We start from the raw sequence: 15,385 nt of genomic DNA on the forward strand, positions 1-15,385 counted from the left end.
TCGGCGTCCGCCGCCTCCGCGGCGTCGCAGGCAGTTCCGGTTTGCGGGCCTCGATGTAGCCGCCCAGATCGATGTGCATCTCCTGGCGAACTCGACCGCCGTCCGCTGCTCTCCGACGGGGTGCGGCGCCTCCTTAACGATCACCGCGGCGTCAGAAGGGGAACACGATGAGACTGCACTATTATCCCGAAACCGACAGCCTCTACGTCGAGCTCCAAGAGGGTCCGGGCGCCGAGACGCGTGAGGGCGCCGACGGAGTCCAGATCGACCTGGATGCCCGCGGTCACATCGTCGGATTCGATATCGATCGCGCCTCGATCCGTCTGGATCTCTCCACGCTGGAAGCCAACGCTCTGCCGCTGCGTTCCTATCGAATCGCCTGACGCGCGCAACCCATCGCCTCGAACCTCTGGGGTTGACCGTGACCCGGGCCCCGGAACGGCCTTTGCAACGCTGAGCGCCTGTCGAGACCTGCTCAACTGCCTGGGACCGTTCGGGTCCAGGCCAACAATCAGGGATTCCTGACACTTGGCCCTGTCCCGTCCGTGTCTATTTCGGCACGGATCGATGTGACCTGCGAGCATCAGGGGAGAATCGCTTGGAAGACATGAAGCCCGCACCAGTCAAGCCCGCCATCAACATCGCTGTCGTTGATCGAGTCGACGCCCGCGTCGGCACGATCGAGAGCGTCAGCGACGTCAAAGGATCCAACAAACTCGTTCGACTCAGGGTCGATTTCGGCGACCACAGGCGAACGATCCTCGCGGGGATGAAGCAGGAACGCGACGACCCGACCGAGATCGAGGGTCGACAGGCGTTGTTCATCGTCAACCTGGAGCCGAGGAAGATGATGGGAGAAATCTCCGAGGGCATGCTGTTCGACGTCGGCTACGAGGATGGCCTTGAACCGGCCTTGCTGACCCCAGAAGGCCCAGTCCCGAATGGCACCCGCGCGGGCTGAACGGATCGGTCAGCGGAAAGCGCGGCGCAGCAGGAACTCGTAGATCCCGTCGCCGAGCCACTTCCTGATGAAGAGCGCGGGCCGCGCCATGTGGCCCTTGACGTACCTGCGGCGGGGTCTGGGGGTTGTCGCGGCTTCGACCAACACCTCGCCGAGTACGTGGGCCTCGGTGCTCCGATCCCTGGCTTTCGGATCCTTGAACATCTTGAGGAACGGTTCGAACTGCGCCTTGTACGCGGTGTTCGTCGAAGTACTCCTCCAACCGCCCCCTGGTCACATCGAAGAACTCGGTCCTGATCGCACCCGGTTCGACGAGGGCGACGTGGATGTTGAACGGTGCGGCCTCGAGGCGAAGGCAGTCCGACCAGCCCTCCAGCGCGTGTTTGGTGGCCACGTACCAGGCCCCGAGAGGCACGAAGATCTTCCCCACCACAGACGAGACGTTGATGATCCGGCCCGAGCGCTGCGGCCGCATGTGCGGCAGGACGAGTTGGGTGAGGTGGGCGAGGCCGAAAAGGTTCACCTCGAACTGGTACCGCGCGTCGTCGAGCGGGATCTCCTCGACGGGCCCGTAGAGGCCGAAGCCCGCGTTGTTGATGAGGACGTCGATGCGTCCCTCTTCCTCGATGATCCGGCTCACGGCCCGCTCGTTGTCGTCACTGTGCGTGACATCCATCTCCACCGGCGTGATGCCGTGTTCGGTCAGCTCCTCTAGGCGATCCAGGCGGCGGGCTCCGGCGTACACCGCGTGGCCCTCCCGGGCCAGGAGGATCGCGGCTTCCCGGCCGATGCCGGCCGAGGCTCCGGTGACCAGTATCACTTTGCGCATGGTGCTCTTCCTTCCCCCGTCGTCTTCTCTCGGGGGTGTGAAGGCGTTCCCGCGGGAACGTCCGGGTGAGGCTTCGAGGGCGGACACGATGTTAGCATGGAGGGAGATCCGGAAGGACTCGGACACGGAGGCGCACAAGCGATGACCCGAACCCCCTGGGTCTACAAGCCATTCGGTCGTTGAGCGGGCGACACCGGCGAACCACGGCGCAGGGCGGGCTGTGGAAGGGGTTGAATCCCGGGATGGCGCTGGCCGCCAAGGGTGTCGTGCTGGTCTTCGTCCTCGCCACGGTCTGGGACGTGCAGGCCGCTGGGGCCGTGTTCGGGCGCGTCCGCGGCTGGGTCGAGGGGACGCTCGACTGGTTCTATATCCTGACCGTCTGCGCCTGCCTGTTCACCTGCCTGTTCCTGGTGTGCAGCCGGTTCGGCAGGATCCGGCTCGGCGATGAGGATTCCTCGCCCGAGTTCAGCAGGTTCTCCTGGCTCGCCATGCTGTTCTCGGCGGCGGTCGGGATCGGACTGCTGTTCTTCTCCATCGCCGAACCGCTGTTCTATTTCGACAACAGCCAGGCCGCGGGGTACCCCAACAACCCGATCGCCGACCTGGCGGGAGACGTGTCGCTGGACGAGCGGCGGGCCATGCACGCCATGCGCGTCACCTACTTCCACTGGGGCATCCACGGCTGGTCCGCGTACGTGCTGGTCGGGCTGTGCCTGGCCTACTTCGGGTTCCGCAAGAAGCTGCCGCTGACGCTGCGCTCCGCCCTGTACCCGCTCATCGGCGACCGGATCTACGGCCCGATCGGTCACCTGGTGGACCTGCTGGCGGTGTTCGGCGGGGTCTTCGGCATTGCGACCTCCCTGGGGCTCGGGGCGAGCCAGATGGCGACCGGACTCAACGTGCTGTTCGGCGTCGATCCGGGTCTCCTCACGCAGGTCGCGCTCATCGCCGCCATCTCGCTGGCGGCCACGTTGTCGGCGGTGTCCGGCGTGAGGCGCGGGATCCGCATCATCTCCGAGTGGAACATCGGCCTGAGCGTGATCCTCCTGGGGTGCTTCCTGTTCCTGGGCCCCTTCACTTGGCTCGTCGCGTTCATCGCCACCTCCGCCGGCCAGTACCTGTGGCGCGTCTTGCCCATGGGATTCTGGATCGCCGATGGCCCGGGGGAGACGGCCTGGCAGAACGCCTGGACGATCTTCTACTGGGGATGGTGGATTTCCTGGGCGCCCTTCGTCGGCACGTTCATCGCCCGCATCTCCCGCGGGCGCACGCTGCGCGAGTTCATCGTGGGCGTGCTGGTCGTCCCGACCGGCCTGGCGCTGGTGTGGTTCGGAATCTTCGGCGGCAGCGCCATCCATCTGGAACTCAACGCCGCGGGCGGTGTCGGGACGGCGGGGATCATCGACCTGGTGCGGGGCGGGAACTACGAAGCCGCGCTCTACGCGACGATCGACCGCATGAGCGACGCCGACTGGCTAGCCTGGGCCATGTCCGCCATGGCCACCCTCCTGCTCGCGACGTGGTTCATCACATCTTCGGACTCCGGCACCCTGGTCATCACCACCTTCCTCAGCATGGGCGATCCGCACCCCCCACGACGTTTCCGCGTCGTTTGGGGGCTCGGGGTGGGAGCGGTGGCCGCCGTGCTGCTGCTCGCCGACGGTCTCCAGGCCCTGCAGACGGCCGCCATAGCTGCCGCCCTGCCGGTGAGCGTCGTGCTGTTGTTCATGATCGCCGGGCTGCTCAAGTCCCTGGCGCGCGATCCGTAGCGAAGATAAACGGCGCGCGTCGGTCAGGCGCCCGGCATCACCTTGATGTCGGGACACTCGAGCAGCGCAGCGTCCGCCGTGACCAGCGTGAGATCGTGTACCATGGCGGTGGCCGCGATGAAGCGATCGGCCGGATCATCGTGGCCGAGGCGGATGCTGCGGCTGCCGAAGGCCACCTCGAACGTCACCGGGGTTTCGTTCATTGGCCGAACGGTCAGGGCCGTCCGGATCCAGCTCCACGGATCGGGATGGAGGACCACCCGTTCCTTGTCGGCGAGCACCAACGCCTCCCACACGCTCACCGGCGACAGGGTCAGGGTGTTCGCCGGGGCGGTTAGTTCGCGGCGGGCCCGGCGGGAGAGTCGATCCGGCTCCAGCATGCTCCAGAGCCAGACGTGGGTATCGAGGAGCAGATTCACAGCGTCGGATCGTCGTTCGACGCGTCAGCCTCTGAGTGCAGCGCGGCCCACTCCGAGGAATCGGCCGCCGGGGACACAATGTCGCCGACGATCTCACCGACATCGCTCATCGCCCCCATCCATGCCCCGTGCTCGGCCGGGACGTGACCGCCCGCAGCCTCGGCATCGGCCGCGTCGGGCGCGGCTTTCGGGACCGTCGAAGTCACCTGATAGCGGGCAGCCATCCGGGCTTGCTCGCGCACGACGCCGAGCGTGGGCGTCGGAACCGCATGACGGGCCAGCAGGTGGCGCAGTTCGCCCTCCAGCGAGCGATGGTTGGCCTTGGCCCGTCGCTTGAGCGCCGCAATTACGTCGTCATCCACGTTCCGAATCGTGAGAACTCCCAAGTGCTCCCCCGCTGCATTAAGTGTAGCGATGACTCCGCAACGTATGGATAACGGTTTCATTATGACATCATACGCCGACTGGCGGTTGCTCGCGAGAGCGGCGGGTCCCTGCCGGCTGCCGGTCCACGTTCGAGGAGGCTGACGCGGTGCTGGACAGAACTTGCGAGGTGATCGGTCTCACCGTACACTCGGTCGATGAGGTTACGCTCGGCTCGCCACAGAGGCTTGCGTCGTCTGATCGAGAAGGATGATCCGCGCTATCTCCCGCCGGACCTGGCGAATCGCGTGCGCAACATTCTGACGGTCTTGCTGCTGACGGACGGAATCGAGGAGTTTCGCGCCCACGCGCCTGTTGGTTGGCGGGTTCACCGGCTTTCGGGTGATCGGCGAGACGAATGGAGCGTGTCCGTGTCTGGCAACTGGCGGATCACGTTCGAGGAGAAGGATGGTATCGTGGACCGTCTCAACCTGGAGGACTACCACTGATGGCTGAGCGCGGAATCAAGGTGAACATGACCCCTTCTCAGCCCGGCGATTTCATTCGCACCGAGGTCATCGACGAACTCGGTTTGAACGTGACGAAGGCGGCGGAGCTTCTCGGCGTGCGGAGAGCGACGCTCTCTTCACTCCTGAACGGCAAGGCCGCACTCTCCCCGGAGATGGCCCTGCGCATTGAGAAAGCGTTCGGCGTGAACATGGACATGCTGCTTCGGATGCAGGCGTGGCACGACGCCTCGCGGATGAGGGCCCGCACGAGTGAAATCGCGGTCGAGCGATACCAACCCGCGGGGCCATGAGAGGTGTAAGGGGATCTACGACGCGGGTTCCCACAGCTCGATAGGGTTGCCCTCGGGGTCGTGGATGCGGGCGAAACGGCCGACACCCTCCATCTCGCTTTCGTGGCTGACCTCGATATCCGCGGACTTCAGTTGTGCGACCATCGCGTCCAGGTCGGCCACGCGGAAATTCAGCATGAAGGTCTTGTCCACCGCGAAATAGTCCGTGTCAGCCTTGAAGGGTGCGAAGACCGTGACCCCGGACTCGGTCACCCAGGGGGCCATCTCCATGTTCGTCGGGGCAGGATTGATGCCAAGGTGATCCTGATACCATTTGGTAAGTCCTTGCGGGTCCTCTGCCCGGAAGAAGAACCCGCCGAATCCCTGAACGTTTTCCACACTATGTCCTTTCGAGAAACCGTCTCCGCCGGACGGAGGGGTCCGAGGCGGTGCTTGCGGGTCAGCTTCCCGCGACGCGCAGGATGGGATACGGCCCGCCGGGGCGCAGCCGGTCGGCGAGGAACCCCCAGTTCGCGAAGCCGTCGTCCGACTGCGGCTCGAGCAGGCTGAACAACAGGCGTCCCAGCGGCTGGCCAGTCCGGGCCAGCATGTCACCGGGGTTCGGGGCCACGTGGTCCGCCTCGTAGCCGCCGAAGAGCGTCTGCTCGTTGCGCCCCTGGAACGGCCGCTCGGCCGTGCGCACCGAATCGATGCGGAACGCCTCCACCTCCAGGGGCGACGCCCCCGCCGATTCGAGCGCGACCCCGTGCGCCGCGAGCCGCGTCAGGACATCCCCCAGATCCGAGGGAATCAGGTACGCCTCCGGCACACGCCCGCTCAGCGTCGGCGCGAACGTCCCGTATTCGTACATCGTCTCCACGTACTGCGTATCGGCGCGTAGAAGGAGCGGACGTCCGGTGAGGGGGTGCGTCTCCTCGACGGTGGCCCCCATGAGGATGTCGACGGGGGCGGCCGAGCGCTCGGGGACGGCGCGCAGCGCGAGCGAGTCGCCCGTCACGCCGGCGACATCGGCATCGGCGACGATGCGCCGCACCTCCCCCGCGTGCTCATGGACGTAATCGAGGATCTCCTCCACGAAGTACAGCGTCGCGAGCACCCGCTCCTCGAAGCTCGCGTAGGAGTATGCCTCGCTCAGGATCGCGATCCGGTTGCGGAGACCGATGTAGTTGTTGTTGAAGCGCGGGCGGTGGTCGAAGGTGTACCAGCCGCGCTCGTCCCCGCCGCGCGCGGAGGCGTTCCCGTAGTAGTAGTACTCCCAGCCGTACTTCTCCCGGATTTCCCCGGTCACGTGGGGGAAGAGTCCCTCCCGCAGGAAACCGTCGATCTCCGCCGGCGTGTTGGGGTGGAGCGGCGGCGAGTAGGTGAGGTGATAGGCGTGCCGCGTCCCGTTCGTCGTGTGCAGGTCGACGGCCACGTGCGGGTCGTACTCGCCGAACAGCCGCGCCACCGAGCGCGCCTCGGGCGAGTCGAGCTTCATGTGATCGCGGTTCAGGTCGAACCCCTGGGCGTTCGGCCGCTGGCCCATCCCTCCGACCGGCCCGTGCTGGCGGCCGCGGTTCGTGAGGTTCACCCGTTCGTTGCCGTCCGCGTTGTAGATCGGCGCGATGAGCAGGACCATCGATTCCCGCCATTCGCCGTGGCGGCCGGCCAGGAGGTCGCGCAGGAGCATCTGGAGCGCCTCCTTCCCGCACACCTCGCCGCCGTGGATGTTGCCCTGCAGGTAGACGACCGTCTTCCCGGACGCCCGGACGGCGGCCGGACTGGAGTCTTCGACGTCGCCCACCACGGCCAGGGGAAGCACCCGTCCCTCGTTCGTATAGCCGTAGGTCGTGTAGTGAATCGATGGATCGCTCGCCGCGGCGCGCTCCAGGAAGTCCACGACCTCGGCGTGGGAACTGGTCTCGCGGTACTCAGTGCGCTCCGCGCGGGTGAGAAACGCTTCGTCCGCGGGGGTCGGACCTCCGCACCCGGCGAGCACGGCCGCGACCGCCATCAGCCCCGACGCTCGCGCGGTCATCGGAACGCCCGCCGCAGGACGAACTCGTAGATCCCGTCCCCGAACCACTTCCGGAGGAACATCACGGGCCGCGCCGTCGCTCCCTTGACGTATCTCCGGCGGGGTCTGGCCGTGGTCGCGGCCTCGAGGAACACCTTGGCGATGACCCGGGCGTCGGTGCCCCGCGCCTCGAGGTCCGGGCCGTCCAGCCTCTTCAGGAACCGGTCTATCTGGGGCTTGTACGCGGTGTCGTCGGAGTACTGCCGGATCCGGGAAATCATGGCTTCCGCGAACTCGGTCCTGATCGCGCCCGGTTCGATGATGACGACCTGGATGTTGAAGGGCGCGGTCTCCCAGCGGAGGCAGTCCGACCATCCCTCCAGGGCGTGTTTGGTGGCATGGTACCAGGCCCCCATGGGGACGAAGACCTTCCCCAGCATGGACGAGACGTTGATGATCCGGCCCGAGCGCTGAGTCCGCATGTACGGCAGGACGAGCTGCGTGAGGTGGGCAAGGCCGAACAGGTTCACCTCGAACTGATACCGCGCGTCGTCCAGCGGAATGTCCTCGACGGGCCCGTAGAGCCCGAACCCCGCGTTGTTGATGAGGACATCGATGCGCCCTTCGCTCTCGATCATCCGGCTCACGACCCGCTCGTTGTCGTCTTCCTTCGTGACGTCCATCCCGACGGGCGTGATGCCGTGTTCGGTCAGATCCTGCATGCGGTCCAGCCGGCGGGCGCCGGCGTAGACCGTGTGGCCCTCCCGAGCCAGCAGGAGCGCCACTTCCCGTCCGATCCCGGCCGATGCTCCCGTGACCAGCATCACTTTGCGCATGGACCTGCTCCTTCGATCGCCGGGGATACGATGGAATCGTGATGGTTCCAACGGTATCTCCGACGTCAGCGTTCTGACCATGGCCTCCGGGAATCGGAATCGATTCCAGGAGGACCCAATCTTCAGAACAGTGTGTCGAGGGCGTCCCGCGGTGTCAGGGCGGGAATCGGCGAGCGCCGGAAGTCCGGCACGTTTCTCGTGATGATGTACCGGGCGCCGCAGGCGCGCGCAGCGGCCACCTGCATGGCGTCCTCGAAGTCGGCCATCGGGAGTCCGGCGGCGTACTTGATGGCGTCGGTGCCGGAGGGGATCACCGCCACGAACCGCGTCAGATGTTCGACGAATTCGCGCGCACCGATGCCGGTGCGCCGTGGGGCCACGAGGTAATAGAAGTTCGACAGCGTATGCCACGCGACGAATGCCTTCTTCGGCCCCCGCTGAAGCCGATCCAGCACCTCTGTCGCTTCATGCGAATGCGGACGGCGGTCGAGGGCGACATCGATCAGGATGTCCGTGTCCAGGAGCATCAGAGATACTTCCGGGCCAGCGCATCGTACCGCGGATCGTCGCGACCCGCGGCCCGAAACTGGCCTTTCCACCGCTCCGTGAAAGAGGGACCCTCGTCTCTCACCATCTCCCTCAGCGACCCCTCGATGAGCGAGGAAAGAGAGACGCCCCGGCCACGCGCGTATCGTTTGGCGGCCGGGACCACATCGGAGTCAACCGTGATCGTGAGCTTCGTTTTCATTTGGCGACCGCCCTGTACACGTATACGTATTATCTTAGGGTGTTTACGTATACATCGAAAGAGTCAGGGGACGGTCGCGGCTGTCTATCCCTGCGAGCCGACCTCGCAAGCCCAGGCGGACACGCGGGACGCGGCGGCGGCGGCGACTTCCTCGTTCGTGAGGCCGCTGCGCTTGAGGACATGGAACGAGTGGTCGGCGCCCTCCAGCTTGTGGAGCGTGGCGAGCCGGCCGAGTGAGGCGCACGTCTCTTCGATCAGGTCCCACCGGGCGAGAGCGTCGCGCGTCCCCTGCAGGAAGAGCAGGGGGACGGAGACGTCGTTCAGGTGGGCCGATCGTTCGGCGGCGCGCTCCGGACGCCCGGGGGGGTGGAGCGGGAACCCGAAGAATACGAGGCCGGCCACACCGGGGAGCGGCACCTCGGCGGCGGCGGTCGACGTCATGCGCCCGCCCATCGACTTGCCGCCCGCGAACAGGGGCAACCCATCGGCCAGGGCGGCGGCCTTCGCAACGGCGGCCCGGACGGTCTCCACGAGGACCGGCGGACGGTCGGGAGGCCGGCGGCGCCCGGAGAGCGCCCGCGCCTCCATGTAGGGAAAGTGATAGCGGAACGTCGCGATCCCCTGCCCCGCCAGCCGTTGCGCCATGTCGGCCATGAACGGGTGTTCGATCCCGGCCCCTGCCCCGTGCGCGAAGGCGAGCATGGCCCTCGGTTCGGGCGGACGGACGAGGAGCGCGGACACCTCCCCCCAGCGCAGCGACACGAACTGTGCCTGCTCAGGGTAGCGGTGCGTCGCACCGACATCGGCGGCGGCCCGCGGTGGGCGCCCGCTCACGACGACTTGGCGTCCGGCTGGTCGCGGGGCTCGTGCGCGGCGACCGGGCCCGTCCACTTGTCGGTGGGATCCAGCTTCTCCTTCGCCTCGGGATCAACCGCCGCGGGGATCCGAAGCGCGAGCCAGAGAGCGACCGCCGATGCCGCGGCCCCGACGAGGAAGGGGCTCTTGATCGAGTACAACTCGAACAGCCAGCCCGCCGCCAGCGGCGCCACCACGCGGCCTAGACCCCCGGCTACCTGGCTGCCGCCGAGTACGGAACCCTGCGATTGTTCGTCGGTGTTCCGCGAGATGAGGGCGTGGAGCGACGGGAAGATGAGCCCCGTCGCCGCCGCCCAGCTCGGCACGAGGAGCCAGAGTTGCCAGCGATCGGCGAGGAATGGGATGGCACCCACGCCTAGGGTGAGCAACAGACAGCCGGCGCGCACAGTATTGGGTTCGCCGAAACGCTCCACGATCCGACCGACGAGTCCGCCGCGGACGATCACGGTGACGCTGCCCGCGAGGGTGAACACGAGGCCCATGTCCACCGCCGTCATCGCGAACACGCGCTCCGCGTACAGGGCCAGAACCGACGTCATCGAGGTGAAGCAACCGATGGTCAGCACGTAAACGAGGAGGAGCACACGCAGCGGGAACCTGAAGAGAGACTTCAGCCAGAGGCGGACCGTCGCCGCCTCCCCCGTCGAAGCATCGGCCTTGCCGGAACGGAAGTGCCGCGACTCCGGAAGCAGAATCATGGCCGCCATCAGGTTGAGCAGGCACAGGCCGGCGGCAACGTAGCCTGGCGTGCCCAGTCCGAAACGGCTGAAGTACCCTCCGATTGCCGGCCCCAGCATAATGCCGAGGCCGGACGCGGCCCCGATGAAACCGAGCCCCCGGGCCCGCTCCTCGCCCTCAGTGGAGTCGGCAACGTAGGCTTGGGCGATGCCGAGCGTCCCGCCCGCGGCGCCCGCCGTCGCGCGAGAGAGCAGGAGCAGCCACAAGCTGTCGGCCAGCGCGAACAGCAGGTACGAGAGCGCCGAGGCGAAGAGCCCGATGAGCAGTAGGCGCCGTCGCCCCACACGATCGGAGAACCGTCCCCAGATGGGAGCCGAGAGGAATTGCGTGACGGAGAACGAGGCGAAGATGACCGTCACCATGCGGGGCGAGGCGCCGAGTTCCTCGGCGTAGAACGGGAGCAGCGGGAGGACGATACCGAAGCCCATCATGTCCACCATCACCGTCCCGAACAGGACGCCGAGCCCGGCGCGTCTCAGCATGCGGGCAAGGTCTTCATCCTGTGCGCCAAGCCGGACTCCTCTCCTTCCCGTCGTCGCGAGAACACTCTGGTCACGACACCCCGCGCCGACTCCGCGTTGCGCTTCGAATCACGGCCGCGCGACGAAGAACAATCCGGCGCCAACTCACTGTACGCCGCGCGGGAGCAGGGATAGTTTGACGGTCCGCCGGAGACCGGGGAAAGCCCCGGCGCGGTGGCCTCTCGCACGTCATCTTTCGAGCGGTTCTCAAGAGGAAGGACTCCATGGCTGACACACTGATTCGATATGCGGCCGAAGACGGCGTCGCGGTCTTCACGATCGACGACCCGCCAGCGAACACATACACGTACGAGATGATGCGCGACCTGGACGACGCGATCCTGCGCGCGCGCTTCGACGAGAACGTCCACGTCATCGTCATCCGGGGCGAGGGAGACAGGTTCTTCTCCGCCGGGGCGAACATCAAGATGCTCCAGACCTCGGACCCCTACTTCAAGTACTTCTTCTGCCTGCACGCGAACGAGACGTTGTCGCGCCTCGAGCAGACGCCCAAGCTGGTGATCGGGGCCCTCAACGGACACACGGTCGGGGGCGGACTCGAGATCGCGCTCGCCTGCGACATCCGGATCGCCCGCAAGGACGCGGGGAAGGTCGGACTGCCGGAGGTGAACCTCGGCGTGCTGCCGGGGACCGGTGGGACGCAGCGGCTCGGCCGGCTGCTCGGCAAGCCGAAGGCGATCGAATTGATGGCGGAGGGGCGCACGTTCGGGTTCGAGGAGGCGCTCGGACTGGGACTCGTGAACAAGGTGTTCGAGGGGGATGACGCGGAATTCCATGCACAGGTGATGGAGTACGCGCGGCAGTTCACGCCGCCGCACAAGGCGTCGCGCGCCGTGGGCCGCATCAAGCGGTCGGTGTGCAGCGGGGTCGAGGTGCCCTTCTCCGAGGGTCTCGCGATCGAGCGCGAGCTGCAGCAGCTCCTCTTCCAGGGCGACGACGCGCGCGAGGGCCTCGCGGCCTACGTCGAGCGGCGCGCGCCCGAGTTCGCCGGCCGCTAGGACGCGGGCGGATCGGGCCGAGACGAGGGCCAGGGGGAGAGGCGCAATGAACGACGCGGACCGCACCCCGGTCATCATCGACGCCGTCCGTACGCCGGTGGGGCGCGCGGGCGGCGCCCTCTCGTCAATCCGGGCCGACGACCTCCTGGCACACGCGATCCGCGCCCTCGTGGAGCGGACCGGGGTGCCCCCCGGCCGGGTCGAGGACGTGATCGCCGGATGCACGAACCAGGCCGGCGAGGACAACCGCAACGTGGCCCGGATGGCCGGGCTGCTGGCCGGACTCCCGGTCGAGGTCGGGGGTCAGACCGTGAACCGACTCTGCGGGTCGGGGCTGCAGGCGGTCGTCACGGCGGCGCACGCGATCCGGGCCGGCGAGGGCGACGCCTTCATCGCGGGCGGGGTCGAGAGCATGTCCCGCGCGCCGTGGGTCATGCTCAAGACGGACCGGGCCTTCTCGCGCGTCCCGCCGAAGATGGCGGACACGACCGTGGGCTGGCGCTTCGCCAACCCGGCCATGCCCGAACCGTGGACGATCCCGCTCGCCGAAACCGCGGAGGTGGTGGCGGAAGACCACGGCGTCGGACGCGGCGAGCAGGACGCCTTCGCGGTCGAAAGCCAGCGCCGCGCCGCCGCCGCCATCGAGGCGGGACGGTTCGCCGACGAGATCGTCCCCTTCGAGGTTCCCCGGCGGAAGGGCGACCCGGTGTGGGTGGAGGGCGATGAGCACCCGCGACCGGGGACGACGGCCGAGCAACTCGCCCGCCTCCGGGCGGCCTTCCGGGCCGACGGCACGGTGACGGCGGGGAACGCCTCCGGCATCAACGACGGGGCCGCCGCCGTCCTCATCACGAGCCGCGCCGCCGCGGACGAACTCGGCCTCGTGCCTCTGGCGACCATCGGTGCATCCGCCGTCGCCGGCGTGGAGCCCCAGCGGATGGGTATCGGTCCGGTGCCCGCCACCCGCAAGGCTCTCGAGCGGGCCGGGCTCACGATCGACGACATCGACCTGATTGAACTCAACGAGGCGTTCGCCGCGCAAGCGCTCCCCTGCATCACCGAGTTGGGACTCGATCCGGCGCGGGTAAACGTGAACGGGGGCGCAATCGCGCTCGGCCATCCCCTCGGCTGCACCGGCGCCAAGCTCCTCACCACGCTCGTGCACGAGATGCGGCGTCGGGACGCCTCCAACGGTCTCGTCACGATGTGCATCGGCGTCGGCCAGGGGATCGCCCTCCTCGTGCACCGCGAAGCGGAGGGGGCGTGAGCGGCACGCACGTCCTCCGGGATGTCTCCGACGGCGTGGGGACGCTCACCCTCAACCGGCCGGATAAGCTGAACGCCTTCATCGGCGAGATGCGGAGCGAGATCGCCGAGGGGATCGAGGCGCTCGCTGCGGACGACGCGGTGCGCGCGGTCATTATCACCGGAACCGGGCGGGCCTTCTGCGCCGGCGCCGACGTGAAATACCTCACGCACCTCATCGAGTCGCAGGCCATCGACGAGGCGACCGCCCTGGTCGAAGCCGGGCGCCGTGTCGCGGCGACCATCCGGGGGATGCCCAAACCGGTGATCGCCGCGATCAACGGGCCGGCGGCGGGCGGCGGCGCGAACCTCGCCCTCGCCTGCGACCTCCGGCTCGCCTCCGAGACGGCCTCGATCGGCCAGACCTTCAACCGCATCGGTCTCCACCCGGACTGGGGCGGCACCTACGCGGTGCCCCGCCTCGTGGGTCCGGCGCGCGCCGCCGAGCTCTTTTTCTTCGCGGAGATGGTCCCGGCGGCCGAGTGCGAGCGGATCGGCCTCGTGAACCGGGTGGTCCCCGCCGACGAACTCATGCCGCTGGCGCGCGAGTGGGCGCTCAAGCTGGCGGCCAAGCCGGCGCTGCCCCTCCGGCTTGCGAAGGATGCGGTGCAGCGCTCTCTCTCCTCGAGCTTCGAGGAGATGCTCGACTACGAGACCGCGGCGCAGAAGGCCTGCTTCGAGTCCGCCGACGCGCTCGAAGGCGTTCGGGCATTCGTGGAGAAGCGCCCGCCCAGCTTCGGGAACGGGGGCGAGGCCGAGAACCCATCAGCGACGGAGGCGGCTACGAGTGCCTGACACAGTCACGGTTCGACCGGCCCGGGTAAGCGACATCGATGAACTCGTCGCGATGTGGACCCGGTACATGCGGATTCACGCCCTCAATCCCGCCTACCGGCGGCTGCGCACGGATGCGATCGAGACGCGGGCGGGCATGTTCCGCCGCCACATTGAGGAGGCGACGAGCGTCGTCTTCGTGCTGGAGGCGGAGGACGGCGGCCTCGACGGCATGCTCGTGTGCTTCGTGGAAGAGAACGAACCCCTGTTCGATCCGCCCCGCTACGTGCGCATCCAGACGCCATTCGTACGGCGAGAGGAGCGGCGCAAGGGGAACCTGCGCCGACTTCTGCGGGCCGCCTTCGAGTGGGCGTCTGACTGGGACATCCACGACGTGCGCCTCTTCACCGGCGCGGACAACCTCATCGCCAACGCCCTCGCCGACGACCTCGGCTTCGAGGCAGTGGAGGTGGTGCGCCGCTACTCGCTCCGCCCGGAACCGGAGATAAACCCGGAGGACTTGCTCGAATGACGGCGCAAGCCGCGGGGGCCGTCCCGGCGCTGGCCGTGCTCGGGGCCGGCACGATGGGACACGGGATCGCCCAGATCGCGGCGATGGCCGGCTACGATACCCGGCTCTTCGACGCGATGCCCGAGGCGCTGGACACGGCGCGCGAACGCATCGAAGCCAACCTCCGCAAGGGGATCCAGTGCGGGAAGGTCACGTCCGAGGAGCGCGAGCGTGCTCTCGACGGGTTGACCTACAGCCGGTACCTGAGCGAGGCCGCCGAGGGCGTCGGGATCGCGATCGAAGCCGTCCCGGAGATGCTGGATCTCAAGCAGAAGGTCCTCACAAGGTGTGGGGAGGCGGCCGCCGACGGGGCGTTGCTCGCCACGAACACCTCTTCGCTTTCCATCACGGCGCTCGCACAGGGAATCCCCTCTCCGGAGCGCGTGATCGGGATGCACTTCTTCAACCCCGCCCACATCATGGCGCTCGTCGAGATCGTGCGCGGGGCAGAGACATCCGATGACAGCGTGGCGCGGGCGCGCGAGGTCGCCGAGCGCATGGAGAAGACGCCGATCGTCATCGCCGACTCGCCGGGTTTCGCGTCGTCACGGCTCGGGCTCGCACTCGGGCTCGAGGCGATCCGCATGGTGGAGGACGGCGTGGCGAGCCCGGAGGACATCGACACCGCGATGATGCTGGGCTATCGGCATCCGATGGGACCGCTGAAACTCGGGGACCTGGTCGGACTCGACGTCCGGCTCGACATCGCCCGTTACCTGCACGAGGCGCTGGGTTCGCCTGTGTTCGAGCCCCCCGCCCTCCTCGAACGGATGGTGGCGGCGGGCCGCCTCGGCCGGAAGAGCGGGCGCGGCTTCTACCGCTGGGACTGACAACCACTCA

At 67.7% G+C, this 15,385-nt stretch carries 20 protein-coding genes and 1 pseudogene; 10 read left to right on the forward strand and 11 right to left on the reverse strand.

Features of this window, described 5'->3' with window-relative positions:
* Positions 1 to 167 precede the first annotated feature (167 nt).
* Together ACOOGH_RS08480 and ACOOGH_RS08485 are read left to right on the forward strand one after the other, a co-directional pair.
* Complete coding sequence (locus tag ACOOGH_RS08480) at positions 168 to 383, forward strand: DUF2283 domain-containing protein (RefSeq protein WP_420448504.1); 216 nt, start codon at positions 168 to 170, stop codon at positions 381 to 383.
* 224 nt (positions 384 to 607) lie between these two features.
* The gene (locus ACOOGH_RS08485; RefSeq protein WP_420450092.1) at positions 608 to 961 is read left to right on the forward strand and encodes a tRNA-binding protein; all 354 of its coding nucleotides are present in this window, start codon (positions 608 to 610) and stop codon (positions 959 to 961) included.
* Between the two features lie 9 nt (positions 962 to 970).
* Here the strand turns inward: ACOOGH_RS08485 and ACOOGH_RS08490 are convergent, their stop codons facing one another.
* Together ACOOGH_RS08490 and ACOOGH_RS08495 are read right to left on the reverse strand one after the other, a co-directional pair.
* Positions 971 to 1,105 (reverse strand): hypothetical protein, encoded by a 135-nt coding sequence (locus ACOOGH_RS08490; protein WP_420450166.1) that lies wholly within the window; start codon positions 1,103 to 1,105, stop codon positions 971 to 973.
* 163 nt (positions 1,106 to 1,268) lie between these two features.
* Positions 1,269 to 1,790 (reverse strand): annotated as a pseudogene (locus ACOOGH_RS08495) (SDR family NAD(P)-dependent oxidoreductase); the annotation flags it as partial.
* A gap of 242 nt (positions 1,791 to 2,032) precedes the next feature.
* On the opposite strand from ACOOGH_RS08495, the gene ACOOGH_RS08500 reads away from it, so the two are divergent.
* Positions 2,033 to 3,559 (forward strand): BCCT family transporter, encoded by a 1,527-nt coding sequence (locus tag ACOOGH_RS08500; RefSeq protein ID WP_420450093.1) that lies wholly within the window; start codon positions 2,033 to 2,035, stop codon positions 3,557 to 3,559.
* Between the two features lie 23 nt (positions 3,560 to 3,582).
* On the opposite strand, the gene ACOOGH_RS08505 is transcribed toward ACOOGH_RS08500, so the two are convergent.
* Positions 3,583 to 3,978, reverse strand: coding sequence for a type II toxin-antitoxin system VapC family toxin (locus ACOOGH_RS08505; RefSeq protein ID WP_420448505.1), 396 nt, complete (start codon positions 3,976 to 3,978; stop codon positions 3,583 to 3,585).
* Positions 3,975 to 4,424 (reverse strand): FitA-like ribbon-helix-helix domain-containing protein, encoded by a 450-nt coding sequence (locus tag ACOOGH_RS08510; RefSeq protein WP_420448506.1) that lies wholly within the window; start codon positions 4,422 to 4,424, stop codon positions 3,975 to 3,977. Before ACOOGH_RS08510 ends, ACOOGH_RS08505 begins: the two co-directional genes overlap by 4 nt.
* 165 nt (positions 4,425 to 4,589) lie before the next feature.
* On the opposite strand from ACOOGH_RS08510, the gene ACOOGH_RS08515 reads away from it, so the two are divergent.
* Entirely contained in the window at positions 4,590 to 4,850 is a 261-nt protein-coding gene (locus tag ACOOGH_RS08515) for a type II toxin-antitoxin system RelE/ParE family toxin (RefSeq protein ID WP_420448507.1), read from the forward strand.
* Complete coding sequence (locus ACOOGH_RS08520; protein ID WP_420448508.1) at positions 4,850 to 5,161, forward strand: HigA family addiction module antitoxin; 312 nt, start codon at positions 4,850 to 4,852, stop codon at positions 5,159 to 5,161. The genes ACOOGH_RS08515 and ACOOGH_RS08520 overlap by 1 nt, the downstream gene beginning before the upstream one ends.
* A gap of 15 nt (positions 5,162 to 5,176) precedes the next feature.
* Here the strand turns inward: ACOOGH_RS08520 and ACOOGH_RS08525 are convergent, their stop codons facing one another.
* The 7 genes from ACOOGH_RS08525 to ACOOGH_RS08555 all read right to left on the reverse strand — a co-directional run bounded on the left by ACOOGH_RS08525 (position 5,177) and on the right by ACOOGH_RS08555 (position 10,837).
* On the reverse strand, positions 5,177 to 5,539 hold the full coding sequence (locus ACOOGH_RS08525) for a VOC family protein (protein WP_420448509.1): 363 nt from the start codon (positions 5,537 to 5,539) through the stop codon (positions 5,177 to 5,179).
* A 61-nt stretch (positions 5,540 to 5,600) separates the two neighbouring features.
* A complete protein-coding gene (locus ACOOGH_RS08530; RefSeq protein WP_420448510.1) occupies positions 5,601 to 7,178 on the reverse strand; it encodes a M14 family metallopeptidase in 1,578 nt (525 codons plus the stop codon).
* Positions 7,175 to 7,993, reverse strand: a complete 819-nt coding sequence (locus ACOOGH_RS08535; RefSeq protein WP_420448511.1) for an oxidoreductase — start codon at positions 7,991 to 7,993, stop codon at positions 7,175 to 7,177. The genes ACOOGH_RS08530 and ACOOGH_RS08535 overlap by 4 nt, the downstream gene beginning before the upstream one ends.
* Positions 7,994 to 8,115: 122 nt before the next feature.
* Positions 8,116 to 8,520 (reverse strand): type II toxin-antitoxin system VapC family toxin, encoded by a 405-nt coding sequence (locus tag ACOOGH_RS08540; protein ID WP_420448512.1) that lies wholly within the window; start codon positions 8,518 to 8,520, stop codon positions 8,116 to 8,118.
* Complete coding sequence (locus ACOOGH_RS08545) at positions 8,520 to 8,741, reverse strand: DUF6364 family protein (RefSeq protein WP_420448513.1); 222 nt, start codon at positions 8,739 to 8,741, stop codon at positions 8,520 to 8,522. Before ACOOGH_RS08545 ends, ACOOGH_RS08540 begins: the two co-directional genes overlap by 1 nt.
* 84 nt (positions 8,742 to 8,825) lie before the next feature.
* On the reverse strand, positions 8,826 to 9,575 hold the full coding sequence (locus ACOOGH_RS08550) for an alpha/beta family hydrolase (protein ID WP_420448514.1): 750 nt from the start codon (positions 9,573 to 9,575) through the stop codon (positions 8,826 to 8,828).
* Complete coding sequence (locus ACOOGH_RS08555; protein WP_420448515.1) at positions 9,572 to 10,837, reverse strand: MFS transporter; 1,266 nt, start codon at positions 10,835 to 10,837, stop codon at positions 9,572 to 9,574. The genes ACOOGH_RS08550 and ACOOGH_RS08555 overlap by 4 nt, the downstream gene beginning before the upstream one ends.
* Positions 10,838 to 11,100: 263 nt before the next feature.
* Here ACOOGH_RS08555 and ACOOGH_RS08560 point away from each other — a divergent pair, with 263 nt between their 5' ends.
* The 5 genes from ACOOGH_RS08560 to ACOOGH_RS08580 are packed head-to-tail and all read left to right on the forward strand — an operon-like array spanning position 11,101 to position 15,375.
* Complete coding sequence (locus tag ACOOGH_RS08560; RefSeq protein WP_420448516.1) at positions 11,101 to 11,895, forward strand: enoyl-CoA hydratase/isomerase family protein; 795 nt, start codon at positions 11,101 to 11,103, stop codon at positions 11,893 to 11,895.
* A 46-nt stretch (positions 11,896 to 11,941) separates the two neighbouring features.
* The gene (locus tag ACOOGH_RS08565; RefSeq protein ID WP_420448517.1) at positions 11,942 to 13,162 is read left to right on the forward strand and encodes a thiolase family protein; all 1,221 of its coding nucleotides are present in this window, start codon (positions 11,942 to 11,944) and stop codon (positions 13,160 to 13,162) included.
* Positions 13,159 to 13,995 (forward strand): enoyl-CoA hydratase/isomerase family protein, encoded by an 837-nt coding sequence (locus tag ACOOGH_RS08570; protein ID WP_420448518.1) that lies wholly within the window; start codon positions 13,159 to 13,161, stop codon positions 13,993 to 13,995. Before ACOOGH_RS08565 ends, ACOOGH_RS08570 begins: the two co-directional genes overlap by 4 nt.
* Positions 13,988 to 14,506, forward strand: coding sequence for a GNAT family N-acetyltransferase (locus ACOOGH_RS08575; protein ID WP_420448519.1), 519 nt, complete (start codon positions 13,988 to 13,990; stop codon positions 14,504 to 14,506). The genes ACOOGH_RS08570 and ACOOGH_RS08575 overlap by 8 nt, the downstream gene beginning before the upstream one ends.
* Positions 14,503 to 15,375 (forward strand): 3-hydroxyacyl-CoA dehydrogenase family protein, encoded by an 873-nt coding sequence (locus ACOOGH_RS08580; RefSeq protein WP_420448520.1) that lies wholly within the window; start codon positions 14,503 to 14,505, stop codon positions 15,373 to 15,375. Before ACOOGH_RS08575 ends, ACOOGH_RS08580 begins: the two co-directional genes overlap by 4 nt.
* Positions 15,376 to 15,385: the final 10 nt, after the last annotated feature.

This window comes from Candidatus Palauibacter sp., assembly GCF_965213655.1.
Taxonomy (GTDB): Bacteria; Gemmatimonadota; Gemmatimonadetes; order Palauibacterales; family Palauibacteraceae; genus Palauibacter.

Coding starts and splice junctions, on each gene's coding strand:
- ACOOGH_RS08520 (WP_420448508.1), top strand. CDS start 4,850: ATGGCTGAGCGCGGAATCAAGGTGAACATGACCCCTTCTCAGCCCGGC.
- ACOOGH_RS08535 (WP_420448511.1), bottom strand. CDS start 7,993: ATGCGCAAAGTGATGCTGGTCACGGGAGCATCGGCCGGGATCGGACGG.
- ACOOGH_RS08480 (WP_420448504.1), top strand. CDS start 168: ATGAGACTGCACTATTATCCCGAAACCGACAGCCTCTACGTCGAGCTC.
- ACOOGH_RS08545 (WP_420448513.1), bottom strand. CDS start 8,741: ATGAAAACGAAGCTCACGATCACGGTTGACTCCGATGTGGTCCCGGCC.
- ACOOGH_RS08510 (WP_420448506.1), bottom strand. CDS start 4,424: ATGAAACCGTTATCCATACGTTGCGGAGTCATCGCTACACTTAATGCA.
- ACOOGH_RS08530 (WP_420448510.1), bottom strand. CDS start 7,178: ATGACCGCGCGAGCGTCGGGGCTGATGGCGGTCGCGGCCGTGCTCGCC.
- ACOOGH_RS08555 (WP_420448515.1), bottom strand. CDS start 10,837: ATGCTGAGACGCGCCGGGCTCGGCGTCCTGTTCGGGACGGTGATGGTG.
- ACOOGH_RS08560 (WP_420448516.1), top strand. CDS start 11,101: ATGGCTGACACACTGATTCGATATGCGGCCGAAGACGGCGTCGCGGTC.
- ACOOGH_RS08485 (WP_420450092.1), top strand. CDS start 608: ATGAAGCCCGCACCAGTCAAGCCCGCCATCAACATCGCTGTCGTTGAT.
- ACOOGH_RS08540 (WP_420448512.1), bottom strand. CDS start 8,520: ATGCTCCTGGACACGGACATCCTGATCGATGTCGCCCTCGACCGCCGT.
- ACOOGH_RS08565 (WP_420448517.1), top strand. CDS start 11,942: ATGAACGACGCGGACCGCACCCCGGTCATCATCGACGCCGTCCGTACG.
- ACOOGH_RS08500 (WP_420450093.1), top strand. CDS start 2,033: ATGGCGCTGGCCGCCAAGGGTGTCGTGCTGGTCTTCGTCCTCGCCACG.
- ACOOGH_RS08580 (WP_420448520.1), top strand. CDS start 14,503: ATGACGGCGCAAGCCGCGGGGGCCGTCCCGGCGCTGGCCGTGCTCGGG.